The sequence below is a fragment of the Gemmatimonadota bacterium genome (assembly GCA_009692115.1).
GTDB lineage: Bacteria > Gemmatimonadota > Gemmatimonadetes > Gemmatimonadales > GWC2-71-9 > SHZU01.
The window spans coordinates 101150-119155 of record SHZU01000011.1; the positions used below are offsets into that span (position 1 = coordinate 101150).

At 64.7% G+C, this 18006-nt stretch carries 22 protein-coding genes, 4 tRNA genes and 1 pseudogene; 18 read left to right on the plus strand and 9 right to left on the minus strand.

Features of this window, described 5'->3' with window-relative positions; translation table 11 throughout:
• Nucleotides 1-11: 11 nt before the first annotated feature.
• The 3 genes from EXR94_12900 to EXR94_12910 are packed head-to-tail and all read right to left on the minus strand — an operon-like array spanning nucleotide 12 to nucleotide 2237.
• Nucleotides 12-320 carry a DUF721 domain-containing protein gene (locus EXR94_12900; GenBank protein MSR03619.1) on the minus strand — a complete coding sequence of 103 codons (309 nt, stop codon included), beginning with the start codon at nucleotides 318-320 and terminating at the stop codon, nucleotides 12-14.
• Nucleotides 317-1414, minus strand: a complete 1098-nt coding sequence (gene recF / locus EXR94_12905) for a DNA replication and repair protein RecF (GenBank protein ID MSR03620.1) — start codon at nucleotides 1412-1414, stop codon at nucleotides 317-319. The genes EXR94_12900 and recF overlap by 4 nt, the downstream gene beginning before the upstream one ends.
• A gap of 40 nt (nucleotides 1415-1454) precedes the next feature.
• Nucleotides 1455-2237 (minus strand): hypothetical protein, encoded by a 783-nt coding sequence (locus tag EXR94_12910; protein MSR03621.1) that lies wholly within the window; start codon nucleotides 2235-2237, stop codon nucleotides 1455-1457.
• On the opposite strand from EXR94_12910, the gene EXR94_12915 reads away from it, so the two are divergent.
• Together EXR94_12915 and EXR94_12920 are read left to right on the plus strand one after the other, a co-directional pair.
• Nucleotides 2231-3415, plus strand: coding sequence for a sulfotransferase domain-containing protein (locus EXR94_12915; protein MSR03622.1), 1185 nt, complete (start codon nucleotides 2231-2233; stop codon nucleotides 3413-3415). The two genes, EXR94_12910 and EXR94_12915, sit on opposite strands and share 7 nt — an antisense overlap.
• 44 nt (nucleotides 3416-3459) lie before the next feature.
• Complete coding sequence (locus tag EXR94_12920) at nucleotides 3460-3897, plus strand: cytochrome c maturation protein CcmE (GenBank protein ID MSR03623.1); 438 nt, start codon at nucleotides 3460-3462, stop codon at nucleotides 3895-3897.
• 48 nt (nucleotides 3898-3945) lie between these two features.
• Here the strand turns inward: EXR94_12920 and EXR94_12925 are convergent, their stop codons facing one another.
• From EXR94_12925 to EXR94_12945, 5 genes and pseudogenes are all read right to left on the minus strand, one after another.
• Nucleotides 3946-5193: a hypothetical protein gene (locus tag EXR94_12925; protein MSR03624.1), complete on the minus strand. Its 1248-nt coding sequence runs from the start codon at nucleotides 5191-5193 to the stop codon at nucleotides 3946-3948.
• Between the two features lie 120 nt (nucleotides 5194-5313).
• Nucleotides 5314-5538: a hypothetical protein gene (locus EXR94_12930; protein MSR03625.1), complete on the minus strand. Its 225-nt coding sequence runs from the start codon at nucleotides 5536-5538 to the stop codon at nucleotides 5314-5316.
• Nucleotides 5535-5888: a hypothetical protein gene (locus EXR94_12935; protein ID MSR03626.1), complete on the minus strand. Its 354-nt coding sequence runs from the start codon at nucleotides 5886-5888 to the stop codon at nucleotides 5535-5537. Before EXR94_12935 ends, EXR94_12930 begins: the two co-directional genes overlap by 4 nt.
• Nucleotides 5885-6682 (minus strand): tetratricopeptide repeat protein, encoded by a 798-nt coding sequence (locus EXR94_12940; protein MSR03627.1) that lies wholly within the window; start codon nucleotides 6680-6682, stop codon nucleotides 5885-5887. Before EXR94_12940 ends, EXR94_12935 begins: the two co-directional genes overlap by 4 nt.
• Nucleotides 6683-6700: 18 nt before the next feature.
• Nucleotides 6701-7689: pseudogene (locus tag EXR94_12945) on the minus strand (hypothetical protein).
• Nucleotides 7690-7796: 107 nt separating this feature from the next.
• Here EXR94_12945 and uvrA point away from each other — a divergent pair.
• From uvrA to EXR94_12985, 8 genes are all read left to right on the plus strand, one after another.
• Nucleotides 7797-10646 (plus strand): excinuclease ABC subunit UvrA, encoded by a 2850-nt coding sequence (uvrA, locus tag EXR94_12950; protein ID MSR03628.1) that lies wholly within the window; start codon nucleotides 7797-7799, stop codon nucleotides 10644-10646.
• A 5-nt stretch (nucleotides 10647-10651) separates the two neighbouring features.
• Nucleotides 10652-10834, plus strand: coding sequence for a hypothetical protein (locus EXR94_12955; protein ID MSR03629.1), 183 nt, complete (start codon nucleotides 10652-10654; stop codon nucleotides 10832-10834).
• Nucleotides 10835-11311 (plus strand): hypothetical protein, encoded by a 477-nt coding sequence (locus EXR94_12960; GenBank protein ID MSR03630.1) that lies wholly within the window; start codon nucleotides 10835-10837, stop codon nucleotides 11309-11311.
• Nucleotides 11311-11526, plus strand: a complete 216-nt coding sequence (locus EXR94_12965) for a hypothetical protein (GenBank protein MSR03631.1) — start codon at nucleotides 11311-11313, stop codon at nucleotides 11524-11526. The genes EXR94_12960 and EXR94_12965 overlap by 1 nt, the downstream gene beginning before the upstream one ends.
• Before the next feature lie 163 nt (nucleotides 11527-11689).
• Nucleotides 11690-12028, plus strand: a complete 339-nt coding sequence (locus tag EXR94_12970; protein MSR03632.1) for a hypothetical protein — start codon at nucleotides 11690-11692, stop codon at nucleotides 12026-12028.
• Between the two features lie 78 nt (nucleotides 12029-12106).
• On the plus strand, nucleotides 12107-12502 hold the full coding sequence (locus EXR94_12975; protein ID MSR03633.1) for a hypothetical protein: 396 nt from the start codon (nucleotides 12107-12109) through the stop codon (nucleotides 12500-12502).
• A gap of 6 nt (nucleotides 12503-12508) precedes the next feature.
• Nucleotides 12509-13267 (plus strand): PspA/IM30 family protein, encoded by a 759-nt coding sequence (locus EXR94_12980; protein ID MSR03634.1) that lies wholly within the window; start codon nucleotides 12509-12511, stop codon nucleotides 13265-13267.
• A gap of 139 nt (nucleotides 13268-13406) precedes the next feature.
• On the plus strand, nucleotides 13407-14486 hold the full coding sequence (locus EXR94_12985; GenBank protein MSR03635.1) for a DUF1611 domain-containing protein: 1080 nt from the start codon (nucleotides 13407-13409) through the stop codon (nucleotides 14484-14486).
• Here EXR94_12985 and ccoS read toward each other — a convergent pair.
• Nucleotides 14483-14644: a cbb3-type cytochrome oxidase assembly protein CcoS gene (ccoS, locus tag EXR94_12990; GenBank protein ID MSR03636.1), complete on the minus strand. Its 162-nt coding sequence runs from the start codon at nucleotides 14642-14644 to the stop codon at nucleotides 14483-14485. The genes EXR94_12985 and ccoS overlap by 4 nt on opposite strands.
• A gap of 172 nt (nucleotides 14645-14816) precedes the next feature.
• Between ccoS and EXR94_12995 the strand changes: the two genes are divergently transcribed.
• The 8 genes from EXR94_12995 to tuf all read left to right on the plus strand — a co-directional run.
• On the plus strand, nucleotides 14817-14948 hold the full coding sequence (locus EXR94_12995; protein ID MSR03637.1) for a universal stress protein: 132 nt from the start codon (nucleotides 14817-14819) through the stop codon (nucleotides 14946-14948).
• Nucleotides 14949-15000: 52 nt separating this feature from the next.
• The gene (locus EXR94_13000; GenBank protein MSR03638.1) at nucleotides 15001-15402 is read left to right on the plus strand and encodes a cytochrome c; all 402 of its coding nucleotides are present in this window, start codon (nucleotides 15001-15003) and stop codon (nucleotides 15400-15402) included.
• A 248-nt stretch (nucleotides 15403-15650) separates the two neighbouring features.
• Nucleotides 15651-17177 carry a cysteine--tRNA ligase gene (locus EXR94_13005; GenBank protein ID MSR03639.1) on the plus strand — a complete coding sequence of 509 codons (1527 nt, stop codon included), beginning with the start codon at nucleotides 15651-15653 and terminating at the stop codon, nucleotides 17175-17177.
• A gap of 151 nt (nucleotides 17178-17328) precedes the next feature.
• Nucleotides 17329-17401 (plus strand) — tRNA-Thr (locus EXR94_13010).
• 92 nt (nucleotides 17402-17493) lie between these two features.
• Nucleotides 17494-17578 (plus strand) — tRNA-Tyr (locus EXR94_13015).
• A 35-nt stretch (nucleotides 17579-17613) separates the two neighbouring features.
• Nucleotides 17614-17686, plus strand: a tRNA-Gly gene (locus EXR94_13020).
• Between the two features lie 25 nt (nucleotides 17687-17711).
• Nucleotides 17712-17784: transfer RNA gene (locus EXR94_13025), tRNA-Thr, on the plus strand.
• 73 nt (nucleotides 17785-17857) lie between these two features.
• On the plus strand, nucleotides 17858-18006 hold a 149-nt coding region (gene tuf, locus EXR94_13030), incomplete at its 3' end, for an elongation factor Tu (protein MSR03640.1).

Genomic DNA, 18006 nt, shown 5'->3' on the forward strand with positions numbered 1-18006 from the left:
AAATCCGTCGGTTATTCGTTCATTCCCACGATGCAGCGAAGATCGCGAATCTTGCCGTCACGGTCTTGGTTCAGCCGGGCCAGGATCCGCGGGGCCATCAAACTCAGTTCGGCGGCCCAGGGCGACGAGCGGACCCGAACCCACAGCAGGCCGTCGGCGGTGACGGCCTCGGCGCGGGCATTGGCCGCGACCCGCTCGCCGACCACTTCCGCCCACCGTTCGACCGCCCCGGCCAAGTCCAGCCGTTTGGTCAGGCCCTTTTTCCCGAGATACGCATCGAGGGCGCTGCTCAACGGTTCGGGGCGTTTCTTGTTCGTCATGCCGGTTGCCACTCCATCCGGGTACCGATCATGCCCCGCTCGACTCGGTAGATCGGGAGATCCAGGCCGTCGGGCAACTCGTCCTGCCGGGGGGCGGTCACGAAAACCTGAACCACCGATCCCAGCCGAAGCCGGCCGGCCAATCGCTCCTGCCGGTCCCGGTCGAGCTCCGCGAACACATCGTCGAGGAGCAAGGCCGGCGGATCGCCGTGCGCTGCCTCGAACGTGTCGCGCTCGCAGAGCTTGAGCGCAATCGCCGCCGTTCGCTGCTGCCCCGTCGATCCCGCGACCCGGAGTGGCGTCCCGCCGAGATCGAGCGTCAAATCGTCGCGGTGCGGCCCGGCGTGCGTGGCCCCGAGGGCCAAGTCCCGTTTCCGGTTGGCCGCGAAGGCCGCGGGCCAAGCATCCGGCGAGGCCAACTCGGCCTTCCCGCGGTATCGAAGCGTGACCGGCATGTCCTCGCCGAGCGCGGCACAGGCGGCGCTCCACGCCGGGCCGAACCGCTCGCACCACGCCAACCGGGCCGTCACCACGCCGGCCCCGAATCGAGCCACCGCGGGATCAAATGCCGCGGCAATCTCGGGTTCGGCCCGGCGAAGGGCCGCATTTCGCTGCTCCAGCGCCGCTCGATACTGGCGGAGGGCCCGGAGGTACCCGGGGTCCGCCAGGGCCAGGGTTCGGTCGAGGAACTGCCGCCGCTCGGAGGCCCCGCCCGAAACCAAGCTCACGTCTGTCGGCAGAAACGCGACCGCCAACCAATCGCCCAGGGATTGGCCGACCCGCTCGGCCTCGACCCCGTCGGTCACCACCCGTTTCCGCCGGCCCACCACCTCGAAGCCCGCCTCGGCCCGGGTGGTTCGGTCGCCGCGTTCAAAATCCAGGGCTAGGTGGAACCCCGGTTCCCCGAATTGAACCAGCGCGGCGTCGCGCGCACCCCGAACGCTGCGGTAGAGAACCGGATAGTAGATCAGTTCCAGTAGATTGGTCTTGCCGTGGCCGTTGTCGCCCAGGAAGACCGCTCCCCCCGGGGGCAGCGCGAGATCGAGGCGCGCCAAGTTCCTGAAGCCGCTGGCCTCGATTCGGACCGCCCGCATAAGGGGAGAAATTTAGGCGGGTGGGGGCTTGGATTCCACCCTATTTCCCCTCGAACTTGGGGCTCCGTTTTTCGAGGAAAGCCCGGGTTCCTTCCGCTGCATCGGCGGAGTCGAACAAGACCCCGAACATCGTCGTCTCGAAGGCCAACGCCTCGTCCATCGGCATCGTCTCCGACAGATTGACCAACTCAATACAGGCCGTCACCGCGAGCGGGGCATTGGCCAGGATGGCCCGAGCCAGCTTTTCGGCCTCCGCCATGAGTTGGTCCGCGGGGTAGACATGGTTGACGAGCCCGATTCGGTGGGCCTCTTTGGCGTCGATCATCCCGCCGGTTGTCAGCAATTCGAGGCCCCGACCCTTCCCGATCAGACGGGCCAGCCGGATGGTGCCGCCGTACCCCGGCGGAATCCCGAGCTTCACCTCGGGTTGGCCGAAGCGGGCGGATTCCGAGGCGAGTCGGATGTGACAGGCCATGGCCAACTCGCAGCCCCCGCCGAGGGCAAAGCCATTGACGGCCGCGATGTAGGGCTTGGGACTTTTCTCGATACTCCGAAAAATACCCGACCCCTTGGCGGAGAGCCGGCGGGCCGAGAGGCCCCGGAGATTCTGGAACTCGGCGATGTCGGCCCCAGCCACGAACGCCTTCGGGCCGGCCCCCGTGATGATCGCGGCCCGGATCTCCGGCAGCTGCCGGACTTGATCGACGGCGTCCCCGAGGTCCGAGATGACCTGGGCATTCAGCGCGTTGAGCTTGTCAGGGCGGTTGACCGTGATCACCGCCAGGCCGTCGCGAATTTCGAACAGCAGGGTCGAGTATGTCATCCCGGAAAAGTAGTGGGATCACCAGGGTTCAGGCTATCATTTCGACTACTCGTTTCCTCGGGACACGCGCGATGGGGCCTTTGGACTGGATCGGGCTGGTAGTCGGATCGGTGACCGCCGTGGTGGTGCTGCAATTGATCTACCTCTCCATCGTACTCCGTTGGGAAGACGATCAGACCGTCGGGCTCGGCTACTATGGGCTCCATTCCACCGAACGGGATCGGTTCAAACGGACCCTTCGGACCCATGCCCGGCTCCTCGCCCCGATCCTCCGCCTCAGCATTCGCTTCATCCGGCTCGACTTTCGGAAATCCCGGCTCCAGTATCGCGGCGTCTCGGGCCCAATGGGCAGCTGCAGCGCCGAGACCTTCGCGGCGGCCGCGGCGTTCACGCCGCTGCCTGAAGACGTCTTCGTCGTTACCCAGATGAAGTGCGGCACGACCTGGATGCAGTACGTGGTCTACGAGGTGGTGAACCGGGGCCTTGGTGATCTGGTTGCCACCGGGACGACGCTCTATTCCCAATGCCCCTGGCTCGAAGGGCGCAAAGCCGTTCCGATCGAGGTCGCGCCCCGCCTGGGTCGGGAACGGCCTACCCGGATCATCAAGACCCATCTGCCCGCCGATCTCTGCCCCGCGGAGCCCGCGGCCCGGTACATCTACGTGGCCCGTCACCCGGTATCGTGCTTTGCGAGTTGCGTTGATTTCATCCGGACCAACGTGGGGGCCATGGCGCCGCCGCTGGCGGTGTTCGAAGCCTGGTTCACCGATCCGGATCTGATGTGGTGGGGCACCTGGTCCAACCACGTGAAGGGCTGGTGGGATCGGGCGGCCCGGAACCCGAACGTGCTCGTGGTCCTGTTCGAAGACATGAAGAAGGATCTTCCCTCGGTGGTCAAGCAGGTCACCGCCTTCCTCGGGGTTGCCCCGTTGTCGGAGCCGGAACTCGGGCTCGTGGTGGAGAAGTGCGGCTTCCAATACATGCAAGCGCACCAAGATCTCTTCGAGATGCAGCCGCCCCATATTCTTCAGGCCGACGCCGAGCTGTTTGTTCGGGGCACGGCCGAGCGGCACAAGGACGTCCCCGCCGAGACGCGGGAACGGCTGGCCGCGTGGGCGGTCCGCGAGATGGCGGGCAGCAGCTTTCCCCTGGCCCGGGCCTATCCCGACCTCCCATGACCGGCGCCCTCCTCGCCGGCCAATGTCTTGGCTACCTTTAACCCATGAAACCTGGAACCAAGTTCGCGGTCGGCGCGACCGTCATCGTGGCGGCAATCGGGCTGTTGATCTACACGGGTGTCAGCCAAACCGGGGTGTACTTCTTGAGCCCCTCCGAGTTGCTCGCTCGGACCGAGACCGACCCGACGTTTCACGACGTGGGTCTCAAGGTGGGTGCCAAGGTGGTCCGCGGCTCGATTCAGCGGGACGCTCCGGCCCAGCGGATCAACTTCGTGGTGTCCGACAGCACCGGACAGTTTCCGGTGACGTATCAGGGCCTTGTGCCCGACACCTTCACCGACGAGAACGAAATCGAAGTCATCATGGCTGGCAAACTCGGACGTGACGGAGTCTTTCACGCCACGGAGGTGCTGGCCAAGTGCGGCTCCAAGTATGAGTCCGAGCTGTCAAAGATGTCAAAACAAATGAAACAGCAGTCGTAAGCCAAACTGAGGTGGAGCGGGCCGGCCCGCTCCACCTCGCCTTTGCCGCTACCGATACTCCAGTCGCACCGCCCCGTTTGTAATCGAACGCTCCCCCTTGATCAACCAATTCGCCCCCGGCAGAAACGCACTCGCGGCCACTTGATCTTCGACGGCATTCCCGACCGGATCGTCGTTGGTCTTGAACCATGAGGTGACGGCCCGGATGACCCGGAGATAGATCGGCGCTTTGCGGATGATCCGGGTCCCGAAGCCGGTCGTCGAGTCCTGGGCCCCGGTCAGGTCGCTGTAGACGAGTTTGACCGCGTCGAACAAGTTGGTGGTTCGAGTCGAGTCGATCCTGATCTCGCATGCCGTGTCGTCGTCCTCGACTACGAAGAGCCGAAGATTTCGTCCCGGGTGCTGGACCTTGTATTGATCGAACTGGGTTGGGCTGAACAGCATCACGTTGCCGGTCCAGTTGGTGGCATTCTGGTCGAATTGGTACGGCCCACCCGCCTGCTCGCCGGCGCACTGGTAGGTCGTGAGCCCGTTGGTCGACCCGGCTTGTCCCAGGACGTGGACCTCGAATTCAGGACTGCCCTTGAACCAGCTCTCGAAGGTGCCGGTGAACTTGGCGGCGGTCAGGTAGACCCCGGGCGCCGTCGGCGCGAGGGTGATGCCGCCCGGCGGGGGAGGGAAGATGCAATCGGGGCAGTCGTCCACCGATGCCGGGCCCCGGTCGAAACGGGTCTCGGCCCGCCCGACCATCAGCACCGGCGTGGCCGGCGGACTGGCCGGACTCAACTGGCTTCGCCGGCCCAACAGGTCATAGGCAACCGGCGACTCGCCATCGCGCTCGGCGGTGGCCACGAGCAGGTTCGGCCCCCCGGTCCACTGCCGGCGGTGACTCGGGAGCGGGAAGTACATCTCGATCGCGGCCCCCTGGTCGAGGTCGGTCTGGATGGCGCCCTCGGAATCCCCGCTGAGGTGGGCCAACCGGCGCCGTTCGGTGCCGCCGGCCTTGGCCATGAAACCCTGAAGGTGGACCTTCTTCTCCGCGAACCCCGAGCGGCCGATCTCGTCGAAGACCGCCTGCCGAAATCTGGGGTCCCGGAGGGCCCGGGCCACTCGCCGGGCGAGCCGGTCATGGCGGGTTCGATCGGGATCACTCTGGCCCGCCGCTCCGGCCGGGCTTTGGCTTGAACGGCTGCCGGGTTCGGGATGGGGCCCGACGGGTCCAGTGTCATCCGGCGACGAACATGCGGTCAACAGCAGTCCGAGCCAAGCACCTCTCCGCCAATAATGATGTTTCATGTTTTCTCCTCGTCATGGTTGGTCCCGGCGTATCCGAGACCAGGGCATCCACAGTAGGAGAAAGACCGTCGTCCCCGTCAACCAAGAAACCGCGAGGATGAGGAGGAAAAACGCGAGCGCCTACACTTCGATGGCCTCGAGACGCTTGAGGCTTTGACGGAGCGGGATCAAGGTGGCGGCGGCGCAAAGCAGGAATACCTTGGCCATCGCCCACCACAGTTCCCCCGTGAACCCCTTGGCGGCGTTTTCGGTCTCGAATTGGGGAAAGAGCACTCCGAGCGACAAGGCGAGTGATCCGGCTACCATCGTAAAAGAGGCGATCGTCACCACGCTCAAGAACATCATGAACGGAGAGGCCCTAAGGACCGGAGCCGGAGGCTTCGCGACAACACCAGTTCAGTCCGTCGGGTTACCCGGCGAATCGAATCCGCTTCGGGCACATCGAGCGCCATCACCTCAGACAGCTTGAACCCGGCTGCCATCGTGTCGATGGTCACGCTGGCGTACCCGATTTGACGATCGGCCGCGTTGACGGTAAAGAAATGAGCCTCGGGGCTCAGCCGGATCGTGGCCTCGGAAATCGTTGCGGCCTCGTCCTTCCCGAATTCCCGTTGGGCCAACCAGGCGAGCGCAACGGCCCAACCGAGCAGGATGAACTGCGCGGCGGTTCGCCGATTCAGGGTCCCTGTCTTCACGCCGGAGTGACCTCGCGTGCCTTGCGGTGCATTGCCATCGCCTCGTCGGTTCGTCCTAATCGGTCCAGCAATCGCCCCAGTACCAGGAAGCCCCGAGGGTCGCGCGGTCCTAACTCGATCGCCAGCAACAAGACCCGGTGGCCCTCGACGAGCTCGCCGTGGGCCAGCAGCGCCTCGCCGAGGAGCAGGGCCGATTCGGCATCTTGAGGTGCCAGGGAATGGGCTTCCCGAAGCACTTCGATCGCCTCTCGGCTGGCGCCATTCCTGAGTCGGGTCGAGCCGAGGTAACGATAAGCAAGCCAATAAGATGGGTCTTGCTTCACGGCCTCGCGGAAGTCCCGCTCGGCCTCCCGGGTCTGACCGGCTTGTGCATGGAATGCGCCACGGAGGACCAGGGTGGGGGCCGCGGTCGCGCCCCCGTCCAGGGCCAGCGTCAGCTCGGCGAGGGCCGCCTCCCAATCGCTGGCCGACCCGTGGAGCTCGGCGAGCGCCACCCGCGCCTCAACCGCGTCCGGCCCTTCCTCGATGACCTGCCGGAGCAAGGCGATCGCATCCAACCGGCGCCCCGCGCCCGCCAGGGTGGCCGACCGACGGAGGGCGCTCGCCCCGGCCGCGGCATCAGGGGTCAGGATGGTGCCGAGCCGTTGCTCGGGGACATCCCGACCGAACGGGCGGAGCGATCCGATGGCATCGAGGGAGGGTGTCAGGAGGTCGCCCTCCTGGGTCAGGGGGTCGGAACCGAGAAGGGCTTGGTCGTCCGGCAGGTTATCGCGGGAGTTGGTGAGTCGGCGCATGGAGGAAGGATAGATCCCTCACTCGGTTGCCGTCATCCTCGGCGGGGCGGTCGCAAAGAAATCCCGGTAAAATCCATCCCTGTATTCGGCCACCAGGGCATCGACTCGTTCGAGCTTGGGCGAGGCGACCACCAACCCGACATGGTGCTTCTTGGCCAACCGCCAGGTCACCTCGGGCGCATCGTAACTCGCAAGGTCCGGCTCCTCCTGCTTGGCCAGCGACACCAGGAGGCCCGCGTACCGGCGTTTCGGTGCCGTCACGACATACGGGTCGTCGTCCCGCCGGCACTCCAGGCGGGCTCCCTCAGCCCAGAGGTTGAGCCCGCTCGCGGCGTCCACGAGATCAACGATGTGGGCGCCCCCGACCCGGGCCGAGGTCTCCAGAAAATAGCACTCGCCGCTGCGTCGGCTCTTGATGAATTCAGTGTGCGACACCCCCTGTTTCAGGCCCAATGCCTTGAGCAAGACCTGATTGAAGCTGAGCAAGGCCCGCTCGTCGGTGCTCCGGCGGCGATCTTGCGAATCCCGATGGCGGCCGCCATCGAGCGGGGCTTGAGGACGTACGGGCCGGGAACCGCCGCCAAGAACTCCCGAATGTCGTCGTAGTGGAGCACCGGCGCGAACGCGGGAATCAGGAGGCCTCCCTCCTTCGCCTTGGCCCGCATCGCGAGCTTGTCGCGGAAGTACCAGGCCGTGGTGTCGCCCATGCCGGCGACCCGGAGGTGCTCCCGGATCATGGCCGCCTTCTCGACATCACAATCGTCGAGGGCAACGACCCGGTCGATCTTCGTCGTCCGGGCCAGCCAACTGACGCCCTTGATGACCTCGGCCATGTCCCACTTCTTCTCGATAACGGGAATGAAGTACAACTCGTCGATCGCCTCGCGGGGCCAATCCGACGTCTCCAGGCTCGTCGATGTCAGCAACAGAACCCGGGCCCCGGTTCGCTTCGCTGCGTGCAGGAACGCATCGCCCTTTCGGTGGCTTGCAAGGCACAGCCCGGTCAATGGGCGCGGAGTCATTCCGTGAAGGCATCCCGGACCGGCGGAGTCCGCCGAAACCCGGTGACCCCCATCCGTTGAAGAATTCAGTTTTCAGGATATCTTCAGGGGCTATGGCTCAGGAATACCTTCGCGTCCGCGGTGCCCGCGAGCACAATCTCAAGAACATCAACGTCACGATTCCTCGCAATCAACTGACCGTCATTACCGGTCTGTCGGGCTCCGGCAAATCCTCGCTGGCGTTCGACACCATCTACGCTGAGGGCCAGCGGCGGTACGTTGAATCGCTCTCGGCCTACGCCCGGCAGTTCCTGGGGCTGATGGAAAAGCCGGATGTCGACGCCATTGAGGGTCTCTCGCCGGCGATCTCGATCGAGCAGAAGTCCACCGGCAACAACCCCCGCTCGACGGTGGGGACCGTGACCGAGATCTACGATTATATGCGGCTCCTCTGGGCCCGGGCCGGGACGCCGCATTGCCCGGCCGACGGGTCGCCGGTGGCCCGGTCGAGTGCGTCGCAGATCGCGGAAGCCGTGGCCGGCTGGCCGGAAGGCACCCGGATTGAAATCCTCGGTCCGGTCGTTCGGGGCCGCAAGGGGGAGTTCCGGGACTTGTTCGAGGACCTCGCCAAGCGGGGGTTTGTCCGGGTCCGGGTCGACGGCGAGACCTACGACCTCACCGGCGTACCCAAACTCAACCGGCGGCAGAATCATGATGTCTCCGTCGTGGTCGACCGGCTTGTAGTTCGCCCCGCCGATCGATCCCGCATCAACGATTCCATCGAGACGGCGCTCAAGGTGGCCGACGGCGTGGTCGAGGTGGTCCGCCACGGGGGTGGGGCCCAGTCGGTGGTGTTTTCCGAGCGGTTTTCCTGTCCGGTCTGCGGCCTGTCGATGCCCGAACTCGAGCCCCGGCAATTCTCCTTCAACTCGCCGTTCGGCGTGTGTCCCGACTGCCACGGCCTCGGCACCCGGCGCGAATCGGTGCCGGAGTTGGTCCTCGGCGACCCGGGTCTGTCGGTGCTCGAGGGCGTGATCCTTCCGTGGGGCGAGCCGAGCGGGTATTTGCGCAAGGTGATCCTGCCGACCTTGGCCAAGTTGTACAAGTTCGATCTCGACGCGCCCTGGCGGTCGCTCAGCCAATCGGCCCAGGACGTGCTGCTCCGCGGCGCGCCCGGGAAGACGTTCAAGTTCCAGCTCGACGGGCCGAAGCTCAAAGGCGACTACGAAACGAGCTGGGAAGGCATTCTCAAGAACGTCGAGCGGCGGTTCTACGAAACCCAAAGCGACGCCGTCCGGGTCCAGCTCGGCGAGTTCATGGTCGAGATGCCCTGCCGGACCTGCTCCGGCCGCCGGCTCAAACCCGAGAGCCTCGCGGTCTTGGTGGCGGGGAAAAGTATCGGCGAGGTGGTCGACCTGTCGGTGGATGGGGCCATCGGGTTCTTCGAGGGGATTCCGGTCGGCCGCGGCAAAGCCGGCAGCATCGACCCCGACATCGGCGGGCCGATCCTCAAGGAAGTCCACGACCGGCTGACGTTCCTTCGCGACGTCGGCCTCGAATATCTCACGTTAGGCCGGGGGTCGGGATCGCTGTCGGGTGGCGAGGCGCAGCGGATTCGGCTGGCCACCCAGATCGGATCGCGATTGGTCGGGGTGCTCTATATCCTCGACGAACCGAGCATTGGGCTCCACCAACGGGACAACGATCGGCTCCTCAAGACGTTGAAGGAACTTCGGGACCTCGGCAACACGGTATTGGTCGTGGAACACGACGAGGACACGATCCGGGCGGCTGACTATGTCGTCGATCTCGGACCTCGGGCCGGCCGCTTCGGCGGGGAAGTGATCGTCGAGGGTCTCGTCGAGGCCGTCGTCGGTCACCCTGACTCCCTCACCGGACGGTATCTCCGCGGCGAACTCCGGATTCCGCTGCCGGCCCGCCGCCGCGCCGTGGACCCCAAGCGGATGCTCCGGGTCGTCGGCGCGAAGGCGAATAACCTCAAGAATCTGACGGTGGAGTTTCCGTTAGGTGTGTTGGTGGCCGTGACGGGAGTGTCGGGGTCCGGTAAATCGAGTTTGATCACCGACATCCTGTATCACGCCTTGGCCCGGCACTTCTTTCGGGCCAAGTTCGTTCCCGGCGCCCACAAGACGATCGAGGGACTCGACCAACTCGACAAAGTCATCGACGTCGACCAGAGCCCAATCGGGCGGACCCCCCGGTCCAACCCGGCCACCTACGCCGGTCTGTTCACGCCGATCCGGGATCTATTCGCCCAGTTGCCCGAGGCCAAAATGCGCGGCTACGGGCCGGGCCGGTTCTCGTTCAACGTCAAAGGCGGGCGATGTGAGTCCTGCGAAGGCGATGGCCTCGTCAAGATCGAGATGCACTTCCTGCCCGATGTCTATGTCCCGTGTGAGGTTTGCCGGGGCAAACGATACAACCGGGAAACCCTGGAGGTCCGCTACAAGGGACGGAGTATTGCCGAGGTGTTGGAGTTGACGGTGTCCGACGCGCTCGAGTTCTTCTCCGCTCATGGCCGGATCCGGGAAAAACTCGAACTCTTGAATGATGTCGGGCTCGGCTACCTCCACCTCGGGCAGGCGGCCACGACCCTCTCGGGCGGCGAAGCCCAACGGGTCAAGCTCGCCACCGAACTGTCGAAGCGGGATACCGGCCGGACCCTCTATATTCTCGATGAACCCACAACCGGCCTCCACTTCGAGGACGTGCGGGTCCTGTTGGAGGTGCTCCATCGCTTGGTCGACAAGGGCAACAGCGTGTTGGTGATCGAACACAATCTCGACGTCATCAAGACGGCCGACTGGATCGTCGACCTCGGGCCGGAAGGCGGCACGAAGGGCGGCATGGTGGTCGCGGCCGGAACCCCGGAGCGCGTGGCGGGCATCGACGCCAGTCACACCGGCCGGTTTCTCCGGCGGTTGGTGGCGCCAGGAGGCTAACCACGATGACCGGCGCAGAGACCGATATTGCGGCGTTGCTCGCCGGCCAGTACCAGATTGAGCGCGAGCTTGGCCGTGGCGGCATGGGCATCGTCTACCTCGCCCGTGACGTCCGGCTCGACCGCCTGGATCAAAGGTCGGTGGTCGCGGCCCAGGCCTCGTCCGGCGACGAACGGCGATGGACCTAGATGCTGGGCACCGAGGCCCGAACGATCAGCGCCGTCACCATGGTGCCCGGTACCCCCCAAGGCCTGTTCGACGTGCCACAGCTGGTCATGGGTTCGGTGGGCGGCGAGGGCCTCTCGATGTTCTCGTACCGGATGACCGGGATCGAGCTTCGGGGGCTCAACGTCACCGTTCGTCCGGTGACGAGTGGCGGGACCGAGGTCCGATGCTACGGCGATCTCCGGTCCGGAATGTGGGGCAACTGGAAGATCAGTAAGGGGATCGCCTCGGTGATGGGTGCGCTAGGGGGGGGATTCGGTGGAGCGATCGCCGTCGGCGTGGCATCGCTGGGCTGGTACCGATGGCTCTACCGGTACCGTCTCCGCAAAGCCACTGACGAGCTCAATCAAATGCTGGGTCAACTGGGCCGGCACCTCCGTTCGCAGGCGGTGTTCGGTCCGGCCACCGGAAGGCCCCGCCGATTGGGCCAAGGTACCTGATGGAGTACCAAACCATCGTTGAATTCCTCCGCTTTGCCCTGGGCTCCGAACGAGCGGTCCGGATCACCACGACCGATGGCCAGACCGTCCTGGGCATCCCCACCTCCCTTGACGAGCACCCCACGGCCTTGGAGGTCTATCTCCACCCCGTCGGTGATGACGATACCGAAATCGCGCTTGCCTTGCCCCGGATTGCGCGCGTGGAATTGGAATGACGTTGCACGGAATGAAACATCCTGCAACATTGCGACGTAAGCAGGATCAATCGCATATGGACCATATAAACTCGCGCCCTCAGCCGGTAACAGGCCTCGACTTCGCCGAGCGGCTTCTACTGAAGGGCGGCCAGCTGGAAGCCCCCTCGGAGAATACCCCGCGATGACCGCCGACCGCCGCACGATTCCGTTGGTGGCGTTGCTCGGTACCAGTCTGGGTGCGCTGTTCGTGCACGCGATTCTGGCGTTGAAGCTCGGAGAGGAGTACGCCATTCCGGTGACCATCATCGGAGCGATCGGAGCCGTCGTGGTGCTCCGGGGTCCGCTTGGGCAAGCGATCGCGGAACGGATTCGAGGCGGCACCGGGAGCGAGCTTCCGCCGGAACAGGTGCTGAACGAACTCGACGACCTCCGGAGCCGGCTCACGGAACTTGAGGAACGAACCGATTTCTCAGAACGGATGCTGGCGCAACGGCGGGAAAGCGATTCCGAGCGGCTGTAGGGGCAGGTGGGGCACGGAGCCGGGGGAAGTGCCCGCGGCTACATTGGGGTGGCCCTAGGGGATCAGAAGGAGGATCGGATGGTCACGAAAGAGGATTTGCAGTCGTTCATCGACCGGCTCGAAGGCGGGTCCGCCGATTCCCGGGAGGTCGAGCCCGGGCTCTGGGTCATCAAGAGCCAGAATGGGGCCGAAGTGGTGGTGACGTTCTCGCCGCCGGTGGCCATTCTTCGGGTCCGCGTCATGGAGCCCCCGGCCAGTCCCGATAGGCAGGGCGGGCTCTTCCGAAAGCTGTTGGAGTTCAATACCCGGGATCTGATCCATGGATCATACGGGATCGAAGGCAACCATATCGTTCTGACCGATGCGCTCGAACTGGAGAATCTCGATTTTTCTGAGTTTGAAGCCAGTTTCGATTCGCTGACGTTGGCGCTATCCTCGCACCTGAGCGCCTTGGCGCCGTACCGGGAAAGGTAAGACGCAATGGGAATGTTCGAACGCTTCTCGACCATGCTGAAGTCGAACATCAACGAACTCATCTCCCGGGCGGAAAACCCCGAGAAGATGCTGAATCAGTTGATTCTCGACATGAAGTCGAACCTGGCCAAGGCCAAGCAAGAAGCGGCCGGGGCCATCGCGGATGAGAAGAAGCTCCAGGCCGACGCCGAGGCGTTGAAGAAGCAATCGGAAGACTGGGAGCGACGGGCCATGCTCGCCGTCCAGGAAGGGCGCGACGATTTGGCCAAACAGGCGCTGTTTCGCTACAACGAAGCGTTGCAGGGGGCCCAACAGCTCCATGAGACCTGGGTCAAGCACAAAACCGAGACCGAGAACCTCAAGGTCCAACTCCGCCAGCTCAACGACAAGATCGAAGAAGCGAAGCGGAAGAAGAATATTCTGGTGGCCCGGGCCAAGCGCGCCGAAGCCCAGCAGCGGATCCAAGAGACCATGTCTGGGATGTCGGACAAGAGCGCGTTCGAGTCCTTCGACCGGATGGCCGAGAAGATCGAAGCGATCGAACGGAAAGCCCTGGCGTCGGCCGAACTCCAGCAGGAGTTCGAAAGCGACGACTTGGCGGCCCAGTTCAAACAACTTGAGTACAAGGGATCGGCCGACCAGCAATTGCTTGATCTCAAGTCCAAGATGGGCATGCTCGGCAAGGGCTCGGACGAGACCAAACAACTCGGCAAGGGCGAAACGCCGGTCCATGATGCCGAGGTAATCGACGACGACGTGAAGTAGGCCGGCTGGCGTCCTGAAAACGGCTCACGACGGGTTCGCGGGCCGTTGCCACAGGTGGTCCTTGACCATGAGGTCTCTCGAAGACAATTTTGTATACGAATCCCAGCCCCCTCCAATCCAAACCAGGGTGTCACGCCTTATGGCCGATCCTCGTTTTCTGATCCTGGCCGACGGAAACTTTCATCCGCTCGAGTCGAAAACCGCCAACTCGGTTGTGCGGTATCACCCCAATCGGGTCGTGGCCGTGCTCGACCGGGTGGCCGCCGGGAAGACCGTCCAGGACGTCCTTGGGTTCGGCGGCGCGATCCCGGTGGTGGGTTCGATCGAAGCCGGCTTGGCCCTGAAGCCAACGGCCGTCATGATCGGCATTGCCCCAGCCGGTGGTCGGCTGCCCGATGAGTGGCGTGGTTGGCTGGCCAAGGCGCTGGCGGCCGGCTGCGATATCATCAGCGGCCTCCACACCTTCATTTCCGATGATCCAGAGTTGTCGGCGCTGGCCGCCAAGCACGGCCGGACCATCTCGGATGCGCGGAAGGCGCCGAAGAACCTTCCCATTGCCGCCGGCCAAGCCCGCTTGGTCGACCCGTTTGTCGTGCTCACGGTCGGGACCGACTGCAACGTCGGGAAGATGACCGCGCAACTCCAGTTGATCTCGGGCCTCAAGGCCCGGGGGCTCCGGACCAACTTCGTGGCCACCGGCCAGACCGGGATCTTCATCGAAGGCTGGGGCACCGCGGTCGACGCCGTCGTGGCCGACTTCATCGCCGGGGCGGCGGAGGAATTGGTGTTGCGGGGCGCCCAGGATGCCGACATCGTCTTGGTCGAGGGGCAGGGCAGCATCAACCACCCGGGCTATTCCGGGGTGACCCTTGGGCTGCTCCATGGGTCGTGTCCCGATGCCTTGATTCTCTGCCACCAGGCCAGCCGAGAGCACCTCGGTGAGTACCGGACCGCGCCGTGGCTCAAGATCCCGCCGTTGTCGCGCTACGTCGACTTGTACGAGATGGTGGGCTCAGCGGTTCACCCCACGAAGGTGATCGGAATCTGCCTGAACACCTATGACTTGAGTGACGAGGACGCGCGGGCGGCCTGCCAGGCGGCGGCGGCTGAGACCGGATTGCCGTGCACGGATCCGGTCCGGTTCGACTCGACGCCGCTGCTGAACGCCATCGTGCGGGAGCGGGAAAACTATCTCGACCGCCGCCGGCCGGTTACCTAACGGGTTCGATCGGGGCCTTCAGCGTCGTCTCGAAGCACCCGCAGTGCCGGTGTTCCGAGATCGTCGAGCTGGCCCTTCCGGGTGGCCCACATGAACGCACCCACGCCGATCAGCACTACACCCAGGGCCACCGGCACCAGAATAAACAGGATCGTCATGGCTCGGTCCTGAACGTCTCGCTCCGCCACGCCATCAGGATGACGGTGACCGAGCTGACCGGCATCATGATGGCGGCAATCAACGGATTGATGACCCCCGTGACCGCCAGGCCGGCCCCGATGATGTTGTAGCCCACCGAAACGGCGATGGTCCGCCGGATTACCCGGGGGGTTGTTCCGATCCCGCGATCAAGGCCACCAGCGGCGATTCCGTCGCCTGTTGCTCGGGAGTGTGGCCGACAAGGTGGTCCGGGGTGCCGGAAAGCCAGTCTCGGTGTATCGCCCCGCCGTTGCGGCGGGGTGATTACTTTGGCGGGCGGGCAGGGCCAGGATCGACATTGACGGGAGATCGCTCGATGAGGGCAGGAATTCGCTCCGCTGCTTTGGTCTTCCTTGGCAGCGGTGTTTCCGTGGGGCGCGGGTCGGCCCAGGCCGCCGCTGACTCGGTGTCGGCCGCCGTGACGCCGGCCGCGATTGCGGCGGGCAAGACCCTGTACCTTGGCGAGGGCCTCTGTTTGGCGTGTCATGGCGCCGACGCCAAGGGATCGATCGGGCCCGATCTGACCGACAATATCTGGCTTGATGGGACCGGATCCTTTGGCGAGATCGTGGCTCGGGTCCTGGCTGGCGTGTCGTCCGAACAGAGCAAGCTGGGCCAAATCATGCCGCCCCGGGGCGGTTCTGGCATTACCGATGAGCAGGTGCGAGCCGTGGCCGCCTACGTCTGGAGCCTGAGCCACAAGCCGGCTCGGAAATAGCCGGTGGACCGGCATTGACCCGAGCTTGGTCAAGGATTTCATCGCCGGGTTCTTTGTTCTGTTCGAAAACCGGTTCGACGCGGAGGGCCTCGAGATCCCGGCCCCCCGGCGGACCGTCCATGTCCGGCATCACGGATCCAAGGAAGACTCGGAGCTGCTTGGTCCCGATTGCATCAGAGGCCCAAGCGTTCCGGGGCTCTGGCCGGTTGGGCTATTCCCAGACGGCGGCCCCTGCCTAACTTACCGGCTTGCCCAAGGCAGGAGCCGCCGTGTCGCTGTCCCTCTACAACACCTTGACCCGACGGGTCGAACCCTTCGAACCGATCGCGCCGCCGCGGGTCACCCTGTATTCCTGCGGACCGACCGTGTACAACTACGCCCACATCGGCAATTTCCGGACGTTCCTGTTCGTTGATCTGCTGCGTCGGTGGCTCGAGGCCAGCGGGTACGACGTCTTCCACATCATGAACTTTACTGATGTCGATGACAAGATCATCAAGGCGGCCGCCGCTCAGGGGATTTCGATCCGGGAGCTCACCGGCCCCTATGCCGACGCGTTCTTCGAAGACCGGGATTATCTCGGCGTCGTTCCGGCCCATGTCTACCCCCGGGCAACCGATTTCATTCCCGCCATGGTCGACCTGGTTGGCGGCCTCTTGGCGAATGGGACGGCCTACCGGGGCGATGACGGGTCGGTCTATTTCGGCATCGACCGGTTTTCCGCCTACGGTCAGTTGTCGCAACTCGACAAACGCGAGCTCAAGGCCGGGGCCGGCGGCCGGGTGACGGCGGACGAGTACTCCAAGGAGAACGCCCAGGATTTCGTGATCTGGAAGGCCGCCCGCCCCGAGGACGAACAGGCCGGCGCCGCCTGGGATGCCCCGTTCGGCCGGGGGCGTCCTGGGTGGCACCTGGAGTGCTCCGCGATGGCCCTCAACCTGATCGGGGAGCGGTACGGGTCCCGGGTCCTCGACATCCATACCGGGGGAGTCGACCTGATCTTCCCCCACCATGAGGACGAGATCGCCCAAAGCTGTGCCTTCACGGGTGAAAGCCTCTTTGCCCGGTTCTGGCTCCATGGTGAGTTTCTGAACATTCGCGGGTCGAAGATGTCGAAGCGGTTCGGCAACATCACGACGCCGCGGGATCTTCGAACCGATGGGGTGGAGGCAGCGGCCATCCGGCTCATGATGTTTCAGACCCACTACCGGCAGCAACTCGACCTCACCGACGACGGGCTCGCCGCGGCCCGTGAGGGGGCCCGGCGGCTTGGCGAATTCGCCGACCGGCTCGAGCGGGCCGGGGTGGCGAAAGGGGCGGGCGACCCGGCATGGGCCGGTCCAGCCTCCCAGCTGGAAGCGGACTTCCGGACGGCCCTCGACGACGACCTCAATGCCCCTCGGGCAGTCGGGGCGGTCTTCGAGTTCCTCCGGGAGGCGAACCGCCTGCTCGACGAAGGGCGAGTCCCGTCCACCGCGGGGAAGGCCGCGTTCGACATGGCCAATCGGGTGTTGGGAGTTGCCCATCGGGTCCAGGGCCGGGCGGAAATCTCAGCTACGGCGGTGGATGGGGCCGGCGTTTCGCTATCGGACACCGCGCCGGAGGGTGCGGCGGCACGGCTGGCGTGGGCGTCGCGTTGGGCCAGTCGGCGTTCAGCGGCCAAGCGAAGTCGGGACTTCCCGGAGGCCGACCGGGTTCGGCGGCTCTTGGCCGACGGTAAGTTCGAGATTCGGGACCGGCGGGACGGGAGCGCGGAACTCGTTGATCTGGCTTGATCCCGTGGCGTCGGGCTGAACAAACCCCGAAGATTGTCGAAGGTGCCCGAGATCGATCGGCGGGGCTCCCGGTTTGCTGCCAGGGGCCCCGTTGACGCATGGGCTAAGTTGCGGTAGAATAAGGGTCTGTCGAATTCTGCGGACCAGTTCCGCTGGCGTAGCTCAACTGGTAGAGCAGCTGATTTGTAATCAGCAGGTTAGGGGTTCAAGTCCCTTCGTCAGCTTGGGAGCGCGCAGAACACAATTAGGGCTGACACGAAACCCCGCTTTCGGTCGAGCGGGGTTCCGTTTCGGGTGATTTGCGTTCGTTAGGCACGGTGGGGTGGCCGAGTGGCTAATGGCAGCAGACTGTAAATCTGCCGAGCTAACGCTCTACGTAGGTTCGAATCCTACCCCCACCACTGTGGGCAGGCAGGCTGGTAGGACCGAGGGGAATGCGGGTGTAGCTCAGTTGGTAGAGCATCAGCCTTCCAAGCTGAGGGTCGCGGGTTCGAGTCCCGTCGCCCGCTTCGTCGGGAATGTCGTTAGGCGGTTGCTTGCGTAGCTCAGTCGGTAGAGCACATCCTTGGTAAGGATGAGGTCACCGGTTCGATCCCGGTCGCAAGCTCTGGGACGTGGGGTGGTTGGTCACAGTGGATGGGCCCGGTGCCCGTCCCTACGAAGAATCAGGGAGAATCATTATGGCAAAAGCGAAATTCGAGCGGACGAAGCCGCACGTGAACGTGGGTACGATCGGGCACGTCGACCACGGGAAGACGACGACGACGGCGGCGTTGACGAAGGTGTCGGCGGAGCAGGGCCTGGCGACGTATATCCCGTACGACCAGGT